This is a genomic window from Hyphobacterium sp. SN044 (assembly GCF_021864465.1).
Lineage (GTDB): Bacteria > Pseudomonadota > Alphaproteobacteria > Caulobacterales > Maricaulaceae > Hyphobacterium.
Genome location: NZ_JAKKUV010000006.1, coordinates 65,454 through 82,652, shown reverse-complemented (window position 1 = coordinate 82,652; position 17,199 = coordinate 65,454). Strand labels below are relative to the sequence as shown.

The following is a 17,199-nucleotide window of genomic DNA, read 5'->3' as shown; positions in this document are numbered from 1 at the left end:
CACGCCATGCCCATCGAGAAGGTGAATACGGTTCCGCACCTCCCGCCCCTGAGAGACCATCCGTATACGACGGGTGCCTGGACGCCGGTGTTCGACGAATACAATGCCGATGATGGTCTCGAGGTGATCGGCGAGATCCCGACCGACATCGACGGCGTCTATGTCCGCAACAGCGAGAACCCCGCCTTCGGGTCGATCGGGCTCTACCACCCGTTCGACGGGGACGGGATGATCCACATCATGGCCTTTCGCGATGGCAAGGCGAGCTATCGCAACCGCTTTGTGCGCACCAAGGGGCTGATGGCCGAGATCGAGGCCGGACGTCCGCTCTGGGCCGGGATTGCCGGCAATCCCGCGGATTCCACGCGTCCGGGCTGGGGCGCGCACGAGCGGATCAAGGATGCGTCCTCGACCGATGTCGTCGTGCATGCCGGACAGATCCTGTCGACTTTCTACCAGTGCGGTGAAGGCTACCGGCTCGACCCCTATACGCTCGACCAGTTCGGGACCGAGGGCTGGGTGCCGATCGACGGCATTTCCGCGCATCCGAAGGTCGACGAAGCGACGGGCGAGCTTCTCTTCTTCAACTACTCCACCCATGCGCCCTACATGCATTACGGCGTCGTCGGGCCGGACAACCGACTGAAGCACTACATCCCGGTCGAGCTGCCGGGGCCGCGCCTGCCACACGACATGGCGTTCACCAAGAACTATTCGATCATCGCGGACCTGCCGCTGTTCTGGGATCCGAAAGTGCTGGCGATGGGGCGCCACGCGGCGCGCTTCTATCCCGATATTCCGACCCGGTTCGCGATCATCCCGCGCTATGGCTCGCCGAACGAGATCCGCTGGTTCGAGGCCGATCCGACCTATGTGCTGCACTGGATGAATGCCTGGGAGGAGGGCGACGAGATCGTGCTCGACGGTTACTTCCAGGAAGACCCGGCACCGCGTCCGCTCCAGAACAAGTACAACGACCCACAACTGGGTCAGTTGATGGCCTATCTCGACGAGGCGTCGTTCAAGCCGAAGCTGCACCGCTGGCGGTTCAACCTGAAGACCGGCGAGACGAAGGAGAGCCATCTCGACGACCGGTTGCTCGAATTCGGCAGCTTCAACCAGCAATATGCCGGTCAGAAGACGCGTTACCTCTATTCCACCTACACCGAGCCGGGCTGGTTCCTGTTCAACGGGCTGGTGAAGCACGATTTCGAGACCGGCAAATCGCAAAAGCTGGATCTCGGCGAAGGCCGCTATGGCAGCGAAACGCCGTTCGCCCCGCGCATCGGCGCGAAGGACGAAGACGACGGCTATCTCGTCAGCTTCGTGATCGACATGAAGGAGAACCGGTCCGAATGCGTCCTCATCGACGCCAAGGATATCGAGGCCGGACCGGTGTGCCGGATCATCCTGCCGCACCGGATTTCCAGCGGCACGCATGCGACCTGGGCCGATGGTCCGACCATCCGTGCGGCTCAGGCCGCCTGAGGGAGAGGACGATGACCGGAAACACGCTCGAAACCGTGATCGCCAAGCAGGACATTCGCGACGTCCTATCCTGCTATGCGCGCGGGGTGGACCGCGCTGACGGACCGCTGCTGGCTTCCTGCTATCATGCTGACGCCATCGAAGAGCATGGTAACACGTATAACGGACCCGCCATTCCGTATGCGCACGGTGCGGCCGAGCGGATGATGAAGATGAAGCATCCGATGGCGCACTATGTCTGCAACAGCCACTTCGAGTTCGAGGGCGAAACGACCTGTTTCGTCGAGAGCTATGTGCTGACCTTCGCCCGGTTCGAGAATGACCAGGGCGAGCCGTACGATACGCTGACCGGCGGGCGCCTGTTCGACAAGTTCGAGAAGCGCGACGGGGTCTGGAAGATCGCCCACCGCAAGATGACGCTCGACTGGAACCGCGACATGCCGGCCAGCGAAACCTGGTGTCTCGGCCTGTTCAAACCGGACGATCCGAAGCTGCATATCGGCACGCGCGGAGCGGCCGACCTGACCTATTCGCGGTTCTGAGATGAATGCGGCGGCGCTCCTGAAGGTCGTGAATTTCTACGGCCGGTTCACGCCGTCCTTTACCGTCATCGGCTATCGCGCGCGGGGCCTGCCGGGGCGGCCACGCTATCCCGGTCTGGCAGGCAAGCGGATCGTGATTTCCGGGGCGAGTGCCGGGATCGGGGCTTCCATGGCACTGGCCGCAGCGGAAAACGGGGCCGAGGTCATCGCGATCGGCCGCAACCGGGAAGCGCTCGACGACCTGATCGCGCAATGCGCGGGGCCGGGGCGGATCGAGGCGGATATCTGCGACCTTTCACTGGCGGCGGAGACGCGGGCGCTGGCCGAGCGGCTCTGCGCGCGCGGCAATGTCGACGCGCTGGTGAACAATGTCGGCATTCTCGATCACCGCTATTCGGAGACCGAGGAAGGCATTGCCCGCATGTATGCGGTCAACATCCTCAACCCCTTCATCCTGACCGAGACGCTGATTGCGTGCGGCGCTCTGAAGCCCTGGTCAGCCATCATCAACATGGCGTCGGGCGGGCTCTATAACGCGCCGCAAAACCTCGTCTACATGAAGCAGAAGCCGGAGGGCTTCAGCGGTGTGGCCGGCTATGCCACCCATAAGCGGGCGCAGATCGTGCTGACGAATGACTGGGCGGCGCGCGGCTTTGCCGCCTACACGATGCATCCCGGCTGGGTCGATACGCCGGGGGTGCAGCGCAGCCTGCCGAAATTCCGCAAGATACTGCACCCGATCCTGCGCAATGGCGCTCAAGGCGCGGATACGGCGCTGTGGCTGATCGAGAACCAGCCAGACCCTGTGGACGGGGCGTTGTGGTTCGACCGCAAGCCGCGCCCGGCGCACGCCTATGCGCGTACACGCCAGCCGCTGGCCAGCGATGCGGACGTCATCGCAATGCTGAAGGCGGACGCCGGGCTCTAGACCCGTTCGATCACGATCGCCGAGCCGACCCCCGAGCCGCCATGCGCGACGGCCAGGCCGGTCGTGCCGCCCTGACGTTCAAGGCCGGCCAGCAGGGTCGAAATCAGGATGGCGCCGGACGCGCCCATCGGGTGGCCCATGGCCAGATGACCGCCCTCGGGGTTCACCTTGTCGATGTCCGGCGCATAGTCGCGTTCAAACTTCACCGGCGTGGCGGCAAAGGCTTCCATGAACTCGATGCGGTCGAAGTCGCCGAGCGCCATTCCGGCGCGGTCCAGCACCGTGTCGAGCGCCGCAAAGCCGGCGGTCAGCTGCAGCACCGGATCGGCGGTCGCTTCCGCCAGCGCCCTGATACGCGCACGGGGTTTCAGTCCGGCGGCCTCGCCCGCGGCTTTCGAGCCAAGCAGGACGAGGCTCGCCCCGTCGCAGGTGGGCGGGCAGTTCGCGACCGAGTGCAGGTGCCGGATCCCGTCCAGTTCCGGCCGGGCGTTCAGCATCACCTTGTCGAAACCCTTGGCGCCCAGTTCGCCGAAGGCGGGCTCCATCGCCGCGAGACCTTCGGCGGTCGTGCCGGGGCGGACGCATTCGTCGAGATCGAGCGCAATGCTGCCGTCGGCACGTGTCACCGCGACGATCTCGCTGCGCTCGTATTCCATGGCCGCCGTCGCGCGCTGGTGCGAGCGGGCGGTCACGGCGTCGAGGTCGGCCTTGGTGAAGCCTTCCATCGTGGCCATCAGATCGGCGGAAAGGACGACCGGCACATAGCGCAGATTCCGCGCGGTTTCCGGGTCGTCATAGTAGAAGGCGTGGTCGCCCATGAAGGCGACGCGGGACATCATCTCGACCCCGCCGGCGAGGCGCAACCGATCGTCGCCGAAACCCGTTGCCTCGTGTGCGGACAGGCCGACGGCGGTCATTCCGGATACGCAGTAATTGTTGATCGTCAGGGCACGGACGGCTTCCGGCAATCCCGCGTGAAGGCGGCTGACGAGGGCGAGATGGCCTCCTTGGGCGCCGATCTGTCCGACACAGCCGAGGGTCATTGCGGCAGCCCGGTCGATCGCTTCGGGCGAGGTCCGGGATTTCAGGGCGGCGACAAGCTGGCGCACCAGCTCATGCGGCGTGAATTCGGCAAGCCCGCCCGTTTCTTTCGACTTGCCGCGCGGCGTGCGCACCGCGTCGTAGAGATAGATGTCCATGCGCAATCAGGTCCCGATCACGAGGCAGGCGCTGGCCGTAGTCGAGCCGCCGACATTGTAGGTCGCGGCGGTCTTTGCGCCGCCGACCTGATAGTCGCCGGCCTTGCCTGTGGTCTGCCGTGCGGCATCGAGCGCCATGCGTACGCCCGTCGCGCCGACCGGATGGCCGAGACCGATCAGGCCCCCCGACGGATTGAACGGCAATGTTCCATCCATCGCGATGACGCCTTCCTCGACCGGCTTCCAGGCTTCGCCCGGCGCCGCGAGGCCGAAATGTTCGATGGCCATGTATTCGGTGATCGAGAAGCAATCATGGGTTTCGACGAGATCGAGGTCCTGCGGTCCGGCAATCCCGGCGCGGGCATAGGCGTCGGTGATGGCCTTTCGCACCCAGGGGAACATGTAGCCATCCTTGCCGCGGCTCTCGGCCAGCTTGGCTTCGAACAGGAGGGGCGCCGTGGTGTGACCCCAGCCCTTGATGCGCGGAATGTCCGCGAGATCGAGGCCGCGCGCCGCCGCGTAGTCGCGTGCGACGGTCTCGGATGCGAGGAAGATGACCGCCGCGCCGTCCGTAACCTGGCCGCAATCGCTCTTGCGCATCCGGCCTTCGATCACCGGGTTGGCTTCGTCGTCCTGCGCGAAGCTGTTCTCGCCGAACTGCCAGCTGCGGGTCTGGGCGTTCGGATTGCGCTTGGCATTGGCGAAATTGGTGCGCGAGATCGCCGCGAGATGTTCCGGATCGAGGCCGTAGCGGCGGTCGTATTCCTCGGCAGTGTCGGAAAACATGCGCGGCCAGAGATAGCGCGCGCCGAGCGCCTCCCGGCCGGCCCAGGCGGCACTGCCGAGATGTTCGGCAGCGGTCTGGCCCGGGACGTTGCGCATCATCTCCACGCCGATCACGGCGGCGAGGCCGTAGCGGCCGGACTCGATGTCCGCCATGGCCGAGAAGATCGCCATCGATCCGGAGGCGCAGGCCGCTTCATGGCGGCTGGTCGGCAGGCCGGCGAAGTCCGGATGGGCGTGTACCGCCATGCCGCCGAGCAGGCCCTGTCCGCAGAAAAGCTCCGCAGCAAAATTGCCGACATGGATGACGTCGACATCGGAGGCCTCGATCCGCGCGTCGTCGAGGGCCGCGGCCGTCGTCTCCGAGATCAATTCGAAAAGGCCCTTGTCGTCGCGGGCCCAGTTGCGGGCGAAATCGCTCTGCGCGCCGCCGAGAATGAAGACGGGCTCTGCCGACGGCCGGGCGGTCCCGGAGCGCGAATTTCCTGACATTTTGACCCCTTCCCGAGCGGCGGCTTCGCCGCGGTGCGCGGCAGCCCAGCGCACTCACTTTCATTTCGAAACCTAAGCTAACCCCTTGATGCAGACAGAACAAGAGGGGGAATCCTGCTGCGTACCGGGCATGCGCAATCGCGCGTGGAAGGTCTTGCCGCGCTCCGACGGCGAAGGTAGCGTTATGAAAGTTTCTGTCGGAGTCTGGACACTTGACCGCGAGAGCCCAATTCGATGCCCTGAAATCGCGCATGCGGCTGCCGGTCGCCGTGGCTCCGATGTTCCTCGTTTCCGGGCCGGACATGGTCCAGAGCGCGCGGCGCGCCGGACTGATGGCGTCCTTCCCGTTTCCCAATGCGCGCACGATCGAGACGCTGGCGGAGTGGATGCGACTGGTGTGCGCGCCGCAGCCGGATATCGCGCCCTTCGCGGCCAACATGGTTACGCATTCCAGCTACGCCCGCTTCGAGGCTGAGCTCGATCTTGTTGCACAGCACAGGCCCGATGTCGTGATCACGGCACTGGGCGGACCGCGGCGCGTGGTCGACACGGTTCATGGCTATGGCGGTCTGGTCTTCGCCGATGTGAACAGCGTGCCGTTCGCCCGAAAGGCGGTCGATCAGGGCGCGGACGGTCTGGTGCTCGTCGCGTCGGGGGCGGGCGGCCATACCGGACCGATGTCGCCCTTCGCCTTCGTGTCCGCCGTGCGCCGCTTCTTCGACGGGCCGGTCATTCTGGGCGGCGGTATCAGTGACGGCCGCGGCATCCGCGCGGCGGAAGTGCTGGGCGCGGATCTCGCTTATATGGGCACGCGCTTCATCGCCGCCGACGACAGTCTCGCCAGCGCCGACTATCGGCAGATGGTGGTCGCGGCCGAGTTCGAAGACCTCGTCATGTCGAACAAGCTGACGGGTGCGAATGCCTACTATCTCAAGGCCAGTCTCGAACGCATGGGCGTCGGCGGCGAAGGCCGCTCCGACGGTCCGGATTTCTCCGACAGCGAGAACCAGGTGAAGGCCTGGCGCGATGTCTGGTCGGCCGGGCATGGCGTCGGTTCCGTGACCGGCATCGTGCCGGTCGAAGCGATCGTTGCCGCGCTGGAAACCGAGTATCGTGACGCCTGCGCCACGCCGGTTCATTCCGCAGCCGTTCACCGGTCAGCCGCACAATAGTCCGCATCAGAAAAGGGTTCTCCGATGACGATCTTCCAGAGCGATTTCGAGAAAGGGCTGACCGAACTCAACCAGTTCAACCCCTATCTGAAGGGCGTCTATGCCCCGGTGAAGGAGGAGGTCACCGCGCTGGAACTCGAGGTCGAGGGTGATATTCCGGCCGATCTCTGGGGCATCTATGTGCGCAACGGACCCAATCCGATGACGCCGCCGGAGGGAATGCATCACTGGTTCGACGGCGACGGCATGCTGCACGCCATCCATTTCGAGAACGGCAAGGCGGAGTATCGCAACCGCTATATCCGCACGGCGGATCACGAGGCGGAGAAGGCCGGGCGGCTTGATGCCGGCGGCATCCTTCTGCCCGCGCATCGCGACCGGACGCCGACGACCTACAAGGACACGGCCAATACCGACGTGGTCTTCCACAACGGATCGCTGCTGGCGCTCTGGTATGTCAGCGGACAGCCGGTCCGGGTCGATGCGCGCACGCTGGAGACGGTACGCACGGAAACCTTCTCCGGCGCGCTGCCGAAGAATGTCTCGGCGCATTCCAAGACGGATGCCAAGACCGGGGAATTCCTGTTCTTCGACTACGACCTCTACAAACCGGTGATGTCGGCGGGTGTGGTGTCGAAGGACAATGAACTGAAATGGTTCCGCGAAATCGACCTGCCAGGCCCGCGCCTGCCGCACGACATGGCGATCACCGAGAATTACATGATCCTGATGGATCTGCCGGTCGTGTTCACCGAGGCCGGGCTGCGCAACGGCATGTGGCAGATCCACCAGCCGAAGGATCTGCCGGCCCGGTTCGCGGTGATCCGACGCGACGGCACGGGACCGGTGCGCTGGTTCGAGACCGACCCCTGCTACATCTACCACGGCATCAATGCGTGGGAGGAAGGCGACGAGATCGTCTTCTGTGCCTGCAAGATGGTGCCGAACGGCCTGCCGCCGAACCGTGAATTCGGCCCCTATGCGCCGATGGCGGCGGTGCTGGCGCTGCAGGCGGAGCTGCATCGCTGGCGGTTCAACCTCTCGACCGGCGAAACGAAGGTTGAGCATCTCGACGACCGGCGAACGGAGTTCCCCGTCGTCAATCTCGACGAGATGGGTTACCGCACCCGATATTCCTACAATGTCACCATTCCGAACACGGATACGCAGGTGTTCGACGGCATGGTGAAATACGATCTCGAGACCGGGCAGGGCGTCGATCACCGCTTTCCCGAAGGCGTCTATGGATCGGAGCCTGCCTTCGCCCCGCGTGTCGGGGCCATGGGCGAGGACGATGGCTATGTCATCACCTTCGTGACCGATGCGCGGGAGGGCCGGTCCGAGGCCCTGATCCTCGACGCGAAGGATTTTGGCGAGAAGCCGCTCGCACGGATCAAGCTGCCGCAACGTGTGCCCGCCGGATTCCACGGCACATGGGTGCCGGGCGGAGAGATCGCGGCCTGACGGCGCGACAATCCAGAACAAGCAACGAATAATCAGGCCGGAGAACCGGCGCAGGGGAGACAGGCATGGGCAAGGACAGCCGCGCGGACCGGCACAAGCGCTATCGCAAACTCGGCTGGTGGGACGACCGGACGTTTCACGCCGTCGTCGATGCCGCGGCGAAGGGCGCGCCGGACCGGGAAGCGGTGATCGATCCACCCGATTGCGAGGCCCTGGTCGGGCGGACGCAATCGCGGCTCAGCTATGCCGGTCTGGTCAATGCCTCGAACAATCTGGCGGCGCAGCTTTCGAAGGCCGGGATCGGCCATGGCGACAGTGTTCTGGTCCAGCTGCCGAACACCGCCGAACTGCCGGTCGTTTATCTCGCGCTGTCGCGTCTGGGCGCCATCATCAGCCCCGTGCCGATGCAGTATGGCCGCCATGAAATCCGCCACACCTCTCACGAATTGCCGGCGAGGGCTTTCATCGGCGTGAGCGAATTCAAGGGCGCGGAGGCCGCACCGGCGGTCGCCGGGTCGCTGCCCGACAATTGTCTGCGCTTTGCCTATGGGCGGACGAAGCCGGGCTTTACCGCGCTGGGCATCAATCCCGGCCGGCCGGAGCGCACCGTCAAGGCGAAGGGCAAGGCGGAAGACCTGTTCACGGTCTGCTGGACGTCGGGAACGACGGGAACGCCCAAAGGTGTGCCGCGAACGCATCAGCACTGGTTCGCCCAGGTTCTTGCCGTGCAGGATGCCGTGCCGCTGCCCGAAGGGGCAGTGATGCTGAACCCCTTCCCGATGACAAACATGGCGTCACTGTCGGGCTTCATGTTCTACTGGCCCCAGATCGCATCGACCCTGGTGCTGCACCACCCGTTCGATCTGCCGGTCTTCCTCAAGCAGATGAGCGCGGAGAAGGTCGCCTACACGATCGCGCCGCCTGCGGTCCTTAACATCTTCCTGAAGACCGAGGCGCTGCACGCGGCGACCGATCTGTCGGCGGCGAAATACATCGCCTCGGGCAGTGCGCCGCTCGACCCGTGGATGGTGAAAGGGTTCAAGGACAAGTTCGGCATCGAGATCATCAATTTCTTCGGTTCGAACGAGGGGATCGGCCTGTGCGGCGGACCCAATGAAGTTCCGGATTCCGAACAGCGCGCGACCCTGTTCCCGCGCTTCGGACGGCCGGAGTTCAAGTGGAACAACCGGTTCGCCGAGCGCTTCGAGACCAAGCTCGTCGACTGGGAGAAGGATGACGAGGAAATCCTCGAACCGGGCCGGACGGGCGAGGTGCTGATCCGCGGGCCGAATGTGTTCGAAGGGTATCTCAACGATGCCGGGACCGACGTGTTCGACGCCGAGGGTTATTTCCGGACCGGTGACCTGTTCGAGATTGCTGGCGAGGGCGAACTGCAGGCTTTCTATCGCTTCAAGGGGCGCCGCAAGGAGCTGATCATCCGGGGCGGGATGAATATTTCCCCGGAGGAACTCGACGGCATACTGAGCGCGCATCCGGCCATCGCGGAAGCGGCGGTGTGCGGCTATCCCGACGAGACGATGGGCGAGAAGGTCTGCCTGTTCGCCGTATTGAAGCCCGGCGCGTTGCTGACGCTCGATGACGTGAAAGCCTTCCTCGAGGCGGAAGGCGTGGCGAAGTTCAAATGGCCGGAACGGCTGGAGATCGTCGACGCCCTACCGCGCAATCCGCTGAACAAGGTGGTACGCGACGATCTGAAGAAGCGCCTGGAGGCCTGATGACCCGCCTCGCGATCGCCGGCATCTCGATGACGGCGATGGGCAAGCAGCCCGCACGCAGCGTTGCCGAGATGACCGCCGAGGCGGTGACCGGCGCGCTGCGCGATGCGGGGATCGGCGCGGACCGGATCGAGGCGGCGTGGTTTGCCAATACGCGTCAGCCCATCCTTGAAGGCCAGAACACGATCAGGGGTCAGATCGCGCTGAAGGCCGCGGGCATCCACTCCATCCCGATCGCCAATGTCGAGAATGCCTGTGCCAGCGGCTCGACCGCTCTGTGGCAGGCGGCAGCGCATATCCGGGCCGGGCTGGCGAGCTGCGTCCTGGTCGCCGGGGCGGAGAAGATGTTCTTCCCCGATCGGCCGGAGGCGGCTGCAAAAGCCTTTCTCGGCGGCACGGATATCTCGCGGATCGACGAAATCGAGGCGGCGGTCGGCGGTCTGGCCGCCGACATCATCCCCGCGGGCTGCGAGACGCCGGCCGACACGCGCAGCTTCTTCATGGACAGCTATGCCGCGCTCGCCCGTCTTCACATGAAGACATTCGGCACGACGCAGCGCCAGATCGCGATGGCGGCGGCGAAAAACCACGATCACTCGGTCCATAATCCGCTGGCGCAATACCGCACGCCGATGAGTGTCGAGGCGGTGCTGGCCGACAAGCCGATCGTGTGGCCGTTTACCCGGTCCATGTGTGCGCCGATCAGCGACGGGGCGGCGGCATTGGTGCTGATGGCGGAGGACGCGCTGCCTGCAGAAGCAAGGGCGCGGGCTGTGGGCTTGCGCGGCATTGCGCTGGTCAGCACCGGGCCGCGCGCACCGGGCGACTACGCCAACCATATCGGCGCAAGAGCGGCCCGGGCGGCGTACGACATGGCCGGGATATCCCCGGGCGATATCGATCTGGCCGAAGTGCATGATGCGACCGCCTGGGCGGAGATCCAGCAGATCGAAAATCTCGGCCTTTGCGGTGTCGGTGAAGGCGGGGCGTGGACCGAAAGGGGAGAGACCCGGATCGGTGGGCTCACGCCAGTCAATCCGTCCGGCGGTCTGGTGTCGAAAGGCCATCCGGTCGGGGCCACCGGGATCGCTCAACTTTACGAGCTTTGCCTGCATCTTCGCGGCGAGGCCGGGACACGTCAGGTCGAGGGTGCGCGAATTGCGGTCGCGGAGAATGGCGGCGGTTTCCTCGATGTCGAGGAGGCCGCAACTACGGTGACCGTGCTGGAGCGGCCGTCCTGATGCTGCCGATCAACCGGTTTCTGCGCCGCGCCGATGCCGAACCGGACCGGCCCGCCCTTCGCGATGATCTCGGGGTCGAACTGACCCACGGTGAACTGGCCGCGCGCGCCCGCGGGTTTGCAGCGGCTCTGAACGAGGCGCTGGGCGAGGAGAAGTGCCTTGTCGCGCTCGCCGCGCGCAATCACGCCGCTCATGTCGTCGCGATGTTCGGCATCTTCATCGCGGGGCATGCCTGGCTGCCGGTCAATCCGCGCGCCGCCCGGTCCCTGAATGACGGCGTCAACGCGCGGCTGCGGCCCGATCTCCTGATCCTCGACGAGGCGGTCGAGGCGTGCGTCACGCCACTGGACTGGACCTGGCGTTTCGAAGGGAGCGATCCGGACACCCTACCGGCGCGTGCCTTGCCGCAGCATGGATTTCCCGAACGGACGCCGGACGACACGATGTCGGTCAAGCTGACCGGGGGGACGACGGGCGAGCCCAAGGCGGTGGCCCAGACCCATCGGGTAATTTCGACCGTGATGGACGATCTGACATCGGTTTTCGGGATCGGGCGGACGGATGTGAACCTCGCCGTGGCGCCGCTTTCGCACGGTGCGTTTCACCTGCTTCTTCCCGTGCTGGCGGCGGGCGGGCGGCACGAAATCGTGTCGACGTCCGAACCGGACGGCCTGCTCGACCTGATGGCGGAGCGGGGTATCAGCCTCGCCTTCATGCCGCCGACGCTGATCGTGAAGCTGATGGAGCGCGACGGTGCCCGGCCCGAACGCTTTCGACGTCTCCGGCAACTCATCTACAGCGCTGCTCCGATGCCGCCGGCGCAGATCGCACGGGCGCAGGCCGCCTTCGGTCCGAAGCTCGGCGTGATGTACGGACAGGTCGAAGCGCCGATGGCGATTGCCGCGATGTCGGCGGAGGGTCTTGCCGAGAGCGGCCATATCGAAAGCTGTGGCCGTCCCTGTCCCTCGACGGAAGTGCGTATCGAGAAGCCCGATGCCGACGGGGTCGGGGAAATCCTCGCCCGGGGGCCGTTGACGATCAAATCCTATCTGACCGGCGAACCCTCACCGCTTGATGAGGCGGGATGGCTGCATACAGGTGATCTCGGTCGGCTCGGCGAAGACGGTTATCTCTTCATCCGGGGACGTGCGCGCGATGTCCTGATCACGGGCGGGTTCAACGTCTATCCGGCGCAGGTCGAACAGGCATTGCTGCAGGTCGCCGGGGTCAGCGAAGCCTGCGTCTACGGGGTGGCCGACCCCTATTGGGGGGACCGGGTCGAAGCGGTGATTGTCGCGTCGAGAGACGTCCCGGACGAGGCGCTGGCCGCTGCCGTGCGTGACGCGATTGGCGTGGCCGCCGTGCCGAAGCGGTTTCATCGCGCCGACGCCCTGCCGCGCAATGCGGTCGGGAAAGTTGTCCGGCGGGACGTCGCTGCCTTGTTCAGCGGGCCGGACGGGGCGTGAGCATCATCGAAGCGGTGCCCCGGGCGTGGATCGTGCCGTCGGGCGAGCGGATCACGCACTCCGCGACGCCCATCTTGCGGCCGCGATGGACGATCTGCGCCTCAGCGATCAGGCGATCGAGTCCCGCAGGGGCGGCGCGGACATAGCGCACCTGAATGTCGGTCGTGGCGAATTGCTCGTCGGCGCCGATCATCGTCATCATCGCGCAGCCGGTGACCGCATCGACGAGCCCGGCCATCGCCCCGCCATGCACCCCGCCCATCAGATTGGCGTGCTCCGGTGTGATGGCGCATTCCAGCTCGGCGCGGCCTTCGGAGAAGAATAGGATGCGGAAGCCGAGCAGTGTGGCGAAACCGGGCGCATGCCCCTGATCGCGCCAGCGGGTGAGGATGTCGGTGCCGCTACCGTCCAGTTCGCCGCTCATGCCGCGTCTCCCGCCGGCACAGGCTCGCGGAACTGGACGATGCGGAAGCGATTGGCGACGAAGGCCAGGTCGGCCAGGCAGGCATTGCCCGCCGGGTTCAGCCCGGTGACGTGATAGTCGCTATAGGCTGCCGCGAAATTGATCGGCATTCGGCCATCCATGTTGATCCAGAGCGAGGCCCCGGCATCGGTGAAGGCGTCCTGCGCCCGGTCGATGAAGTCCGGATCCGCGGAATAGAGGTAGGACGAGATTGCCCCGCGCGTGGCCGCCAGGTGCGCGGCGCGTTCCAGCGCGGTGTCGCGGTCCGGTTCGCGGATCAGGAAGCAGACCGGCGCGAAGACTTCCTCGCCATAGAGATCGATTGCCTCGGCCGGCACTTCGACGACCAGCGGTGTCGCCGTCCGCGCATCGGGAAAGTCGGGGTAGTCGTAGGGGTGGCTGTCGAGCCAGATCCGCCCGCCAGCCCTGGTCACCGCCTCCCGCACGCGCTCGATATGCCTGAGAGACTCCTCGGCCTGGATGGCGGCGCACAGCCCTGCCGCGACCTTCGGATTGCTGCCGCGCGACCGGATGGCTTCGACCAGTTGAGTGGCGACCTCGTCGAAACTGAGGTCTCCATCGGGACCGCTGATGCCGGCTTCGGGGATGTGGAGATTCTGCGGGCTGGTGCACATCTGGGCCGAGAAACCGCACAGCCCGTTGGCGAGACCGGCAATGGCGCCGCCGGTATCCCGGAATCCGTCGATCACGACGCCGTTGCACCCGGCGGTCTCGGTGTAGACGAGGCGATCGGCGCAATTCTCCTCGATCCAGCGGCCGAAGCGCTGGCTGCCGGTGTAGTCGATGATCGCGCAGTCGGGATGTTTCAGCAGGTCGATCGTGACCGGCGCCTCGCGCGTATCGGCGGCCATCAGGACCATATTCGGGTCGAGCCCTGTTTCAGTCAGCACGTCGCGCATGCGCTTCACCGCCATCGCCACGGGCAGGATGCCATTGGGATGGGGTTTCACGATGGCCGGATTGCCGGTCATCAGATTGGCGAAGATGGCGGGATAGGCATTCCACATCGGGAAGGTGGCGCAGCACACGACCACAGCCACGCCGCGGCCGCGCGTGCGGTAGGTCTTGTTCAGACGCACATCGCCGCCGCGGCCGAAATTCTTCTCCCATTGCGCCTGGCCGGGCACATCCTTCAACGCCTTGTAGGCATAGGCGAGCGCCTCGATGCCGCGGTCGAGCGCGTTGGGGCCGCTGCCCGAAAAGGCCATGAGATAGGCCTGTCCGGCGGTGTGCATGGTGGCATGGGCGTTGGCAAAGGCCTGCTCTTCCATCGCGAAGGCGATCTCGAAACAGATCCCGGCGCGCTCTTCCGGTGTCAGACGCGACCAGGACCTCGTCGCCGTCTTCGCGGCGGCGAACAAGGCGCCGGGATCGCTCTTCGGGTAGTCGATGCCCAGCGGCTTCTGGGTGTAGGGCGAGATTTCGTGACCGGTCCGGCCGATCGTGCCCGGCTGATCGAGTTCGAAGGGTTTGCCGAGGAGGGCGTCGAAGCGGGCCTTGCCCTCGGCGGGCTTCTCCTCGCCATGAATCTTGCTGCTGGGCGATTCCCGGAACGGACTCCACTGGCGGCGCGTCGCACAGGCGTCCAGAGCTGCGCCCAGATGGTCGCGGTGGCGTTCGTAAAGTGATGCGGGCGTTGCCATAAAAGCGATAATCCCTGTCGGTTTTCTATTGCAAGCAAGCTAGCGAAACCGTCCCTCCAAACGCAAGCCGCCGCAAGTGTTCAAACCGGATTCGCCCAATGTCGGGGTGACTTCGTCCCGGCGCACTTGGCATGGTGCGTCATCCGGCACTGACATTCGGGCCGGCAATGACAAATGGGGAGGCCAACATGGCGGAGGCACCGGAAGACGGGGAGGGGGGCGCCGAAGGCGTTCACGACATCTCAGAAGCATCGTTCAAGGCATACTGGCGGGAGAATCTGACCCTGATGGGGGTTCTGCTCGCCATCTGGTTCCTGGTGTCGTTCGGCGCCGGAATCCTGTTCCGCGATTTTCTCGACCAGTTCTCGATCGGCAGCGCGCCGCTGGGATTCTGGTTCGCCCAGCAGGGCAGCATCTACGTCTTCGTCATTCTGATCTTTGTCTACTCCGCGCTGATGCACCGCATCGAGCGCAAGTATGACGTCGATGACGACCAGGGCTGAGGGAGGGTTCAATGGACATCATGGGTATGTCGCCGACCCTGTTCTGGACGGCGCTTTTCGTCATCACGACCTTCGGGGTCTATATCGGCATCGCGGTCTGGGCGCGGGCCGCCTCGACTGACGATTTCTACGTCGCTGGGCACGACGTGCATCCGGTCTTCAACGGCATGGCGACCGCCGCCGACTGGATGAGTGCGGCGTCCTTCATGTCCATGGCCGGCATCATTGCCTTCTCCGGCTATGACGGATCGGTCTATCTGATGGGCTGGACCGGCGGCTATGTGCTGCTGGCGCTGCTGCTCGCGCCCTACTTGAGGAAATTCGGCAAGTTCACCGTGCCGGATTTCGTGGGCGACCGCTATTACAGCCAGGCCGCGCGCATCGTCGCGGTGATCTGCGCGCTCTTCATCTCCTTCACCTACATTGCCGGGCAGATGCGGGGCGTCGGAATCGCCTTCTCGAACTTCCTGCACGTGCCGATCGAGGCCGGCGTCATCGTCGGGGCGATCATCGTCCTGTTCTACGCCGCGCTCGGCGGGATGAAGGGGATCACCTACACGCAGGTCGCGCAGTATTGCGTCCTGATCTTCGCCTTCATGGTTCCGGCCATCTTCCTGTCGCTGCAGATCACCGGTTCGCCCATCCCGCAGCTCGGCTTCATCGGCAACGCGCAGGACGGAACGCCCCTGCTGCAATCGCTCGACACGACGCTCACGGAGCTCGGATTCAGCGCCTATACCGACGGATCCAAGGCGATGATCGACGTGTTCGCCATCACGCTCGCGCTGATGGTCGGCACGGCGGGTCTGCCGCACGTTATCATCCGCTTCTTCACCGTTCCGAAGGCGTCGGATGCGCGCAAGTCCGCAGGCTGGGCGCTGATCTTCATCGCCATTCTCTACACCACCGCCCCGGCGGTCGCGATCTTTGCCCGGTCGAACTTCATCGACACGGTCAATGAAAGCCGCTGGTCGGTGGAAGCTGCCAACGATCCGGCGGCGCGCGGGGATCTGGGCGAGGGAGACACCCCGGCCTGGTTCTACAACTGGCGGGATACCGGCCTTCTGAACGCCGAGGACCGTAATGGCGACGGCCTGATCCAATACCGGGCTGATCCGGCTGTGAACGAGGTGACGCAGCTCGATCGCGACATCTTCGTGCTGGCCAATCCGGAAATCGGCGGCCTTCCGGCCTGGGTGATCGGTCTCGTCGTGGCGGGCGGTCTTGCCGCCGCGCTCTCGACCGCGGCCGGCCTCCTGATGGTGATCTCGTCCGCGGTTTCCCACGATCTGTGCCGCAAGGTTCTGTTCAAGGGGATGAGCGATACGCAGGAATTGCTGGTGGCCCGGATCGCGGCGGTCGCCGCGGTGCTGGTCGCCATCTATGCGGGGATCAATCCGCCGGGTTTCGTGGCGGCGGTCGTGGCTTTCGCCTTCGGTCTGGCTGCGGCGAGCTTCTTCCCGGCCATCTTCCTGGGCATCTTCTGGAAGCGGATGAACAAGCAGGGTGCGATCGCGGGCATGGCCACCGGCCTCATCGTGACGGCGCTCTACATTGTCCACTTCAAGATCGGTTTCTCGGCCGCGGTGATCGGGGTGTGTGCCCTTCTGGCCGCCATTGCCTTCGTCGTCCTGATCTTCGGGACGAAGGGCGAGGTCGGCGGGACCGGTCGCCTGCTGCTGACGATCTTGGCAGCCGGTCTGGGCGTGACCGCTCTGCTCGGACCGTTCGGTGTTCTGCCCGGCTTCGCCATGGGGACGGCCGACCAGTGGTTCCTCGGCATCTCGCCGGAAGGCTTCGGATCGGTCGGCATGGCTCTGTCCTTCGCGGTCTCGATCGCCGTGTCGGTGATGACGCCGGCCCCGCCACGCGAGGTCCAGGACATGGTCGAGGAAATCCGCATCCCCTCCGCCAGGGCCCATGTCGGTCACGCACCGGCGAATCCGGCACCGGCGGAATAACCGGAACCCCTTCTGCAACTTGCACGGCGGAGCTCCCCTGAGCTCCGCCGTCCTTCTTTCAGGCTTGCCATGCACGGCGGACCTGCCTCCCGCGGCG

General features: G+C 65.2%; 14 protein-coding genes. 10 read left to right on the top strand and 4 right to left on the bottom strand.

All coding sequences use genetic code 11. The features are described from left to right. Nucleotides 1-6: 6 nt before the first annotated feature. The 3 genes from L5876_RS09610 to L5876_RS09600 are packed head-to-tail and all read left to right on the top strand — an operon-like array spanning nt 7 to nt 2,958. On the top strand, nt 7-1,488 hold the full coding sequence (locus L5876_RS09610) for a carotenoid oxygenase family protein (RefSeq protein WP_236956094.1): 1,482 nt from the start codon (nt 7-9) through the stop codon (nt 1,486-1,488). A gap of 11 nt (nt 1,489-1,499) precedes the next feature. Then, nucleotides 1,500-2,030, top strand: a complete 531-nt coding sequence (locus tag L5876_RS09605; protein WP_236956092.1) for a nuclear transport factor 2 family protein — start codon at nt 1,500-1,502, stop codon at nt 2,028-2,030. Nucleotide 2,031: 1 nt separating this feature from the next. Continuing rightward, nucleotides 2,032-2,958 carry an SDR family NAD(P)-dependent oxidoreductase gene (locus L5876_RS09600; protein ID WP_236956091.1) on the top strand — a complete coding sequence of 309 codons (927 nt, stop codon included), beginning with the start codon at nt 2,032-2,034 and terminating at the stop codon, nt 2,956-2,958. Here L5876_RS09600 and L5876_RS09595 read toward each other — a convergent pair. Together L5876_RS09595 and L5876_RS09590 are read right to left on the bottom strand one after the other, a co-directional pair. Further along, entirely contained in the window at nt 2,955-4,157 is a 1,203-nt protein-coding gene (locus L5876_RS09595; protein ID WP_236956090.1) for an acetyl-CoA C-acyltransferase, read from the bottom strand. The two genes, L5876_RS09600 and L5876_RS09595, sit on opposite strands and share 4 nt — an antisense overlap. A gap of 6 nt (nt 4,158-4,163) precedes the next feature. Next, complete coding sequence (locus tag L5876_RS09590; RefSeq protein ID WP_236956089.1) at nt 4,164-5,432, bottom strand: acetyl-CoA acetyltransferase; 1,269 nt, start codon at nt 5,430-5,432, stop codon at nt 4,164-4,166. A 212-nt stretch (nt 5,433-5,644) separates the two neighbouring features. On the opposite strand from L5876_RS09590, the gene L5876_RS09585 reads away from it, so the two are divergent. The 5 genes from L5876_RS09585 (at nt 5,645) to L5876_RS09565 (ending at nt 12,511) form a co-directional block, all read left to right on the top strand. Further along, entirely contained in the window at nt 5,645-6,604 is a 960-nt protein-coding gene (locus tag L5876_RS09585) for a nitronate monooxygenase family protein (protein WP_236956088.1), read from the top strand. Between the two features lie 24 nt (nt 6,605-6,628). After that, nucleotides 6,629-8,068, top strand: a complete 1,440-nt coding sequence (locus tag L5876_RS09580) for a carotenoid oxygenase family protein (RefSeq protein ID WP_236956087.1) — start codon at nt 6,629-6,631, stop codon at nt 8,066-8,068. Nucleotides 8,069-8,133: 65 nt separating this feature from the next. Continuing rightward, a complete protein-coding gene (locus L5876_RS09575) occupies nt 8,134-9,804 on the top strand; it encodes a class I adenylate-forming enzyme family protein (RefSeq protein WP_236956086.1) in 1,671 nt (556 codons plus the stop codon). Continuing rightward, complete coding sequence (locus tag L5876_RS09570) at nt 9,804-11,045, top strand: thiolase family protein (RefSeq protein ID WP_236956084.1); 1,242 nt, start codon at nt 9,804-9,806, stop codon at nt 11,043-11,045. The genes L5876_RS09575 and L5876_RS09570 overlap by 1 nt, the downstream gene beginning before the upstream one ends. Beyond that, the gene (locus L5876_RS09565) at nt 11,045-12,511 is read left to right on the top strand and encodes a class I adenylate-forming enzyme family protein (RefSeq protein ID WP_236956082.1); all 1,467 of its coding nucleotides are present in this window, start codon (nt 11,045-11,047) and stop codon (nt 12,509-12,511) included. The genes L5876_RS09570 and L5876_RS09565 overlap by 1 nt, the downstream gene beginning before the upstream one ends. Here the strand turns inward: L5876_RS09565 and L5876_RS09560 are convergent. Then, entirely contained in the window at nt 12,489-12,935 is a 447-nt protein-coding gene (locus tag L5876_RS09560) for a PaaI family thioesterase (RefSeq protein WP_236956080.1), read from the bottom strand. The genes L5876_RS09565 and L5876_RS09560 overlap by 23 nt on opposite strands. Next, nucleotides 12,932-14,638, bottom strand: a complete 1,707-nt coding sequence (gene paaN / locus L5876_RS09555) for a phenylacetic acid degradation protein PaaN (protein ID WP_236956078.1) — start codon at nt 14,636-14,638, stop codon at nt 12,932-12,934. Before paaN ends, L5876_RS09560 begins: the two co-directional genes overlap by 4 nt. Before the next feature lie 188 nt (nt 14,639-14,826). Here paaN and L5876_RS09550 point away from each other — a divergent pair, with 188 nt between their 5' ends. Then, nucleotides 14,827-15,141 (top strand): DUF4212 domain-containing protein, encoded by a 315-nt coding sequence (locus L5876_RS09550; protein ID WP_236956077.1) that lies wholly within the window; start codon nt 14,827-14,829, stop codon nt 15,139-15,141. A gap of 26 nt (nt 15,142-15,167) precedes the next feature. Next, a complete protein-coding gene (locus L5876_RS09545) occupies nt 15,168-17,102 on the top strand; it encodes a sodium:solute symporter family protein (protein ID WP_370469065.1) in 1,935 nt (644 codons plus the stop codon). Nucleotides 17,103-17,199: the final 97 nt, after the last annotated feature.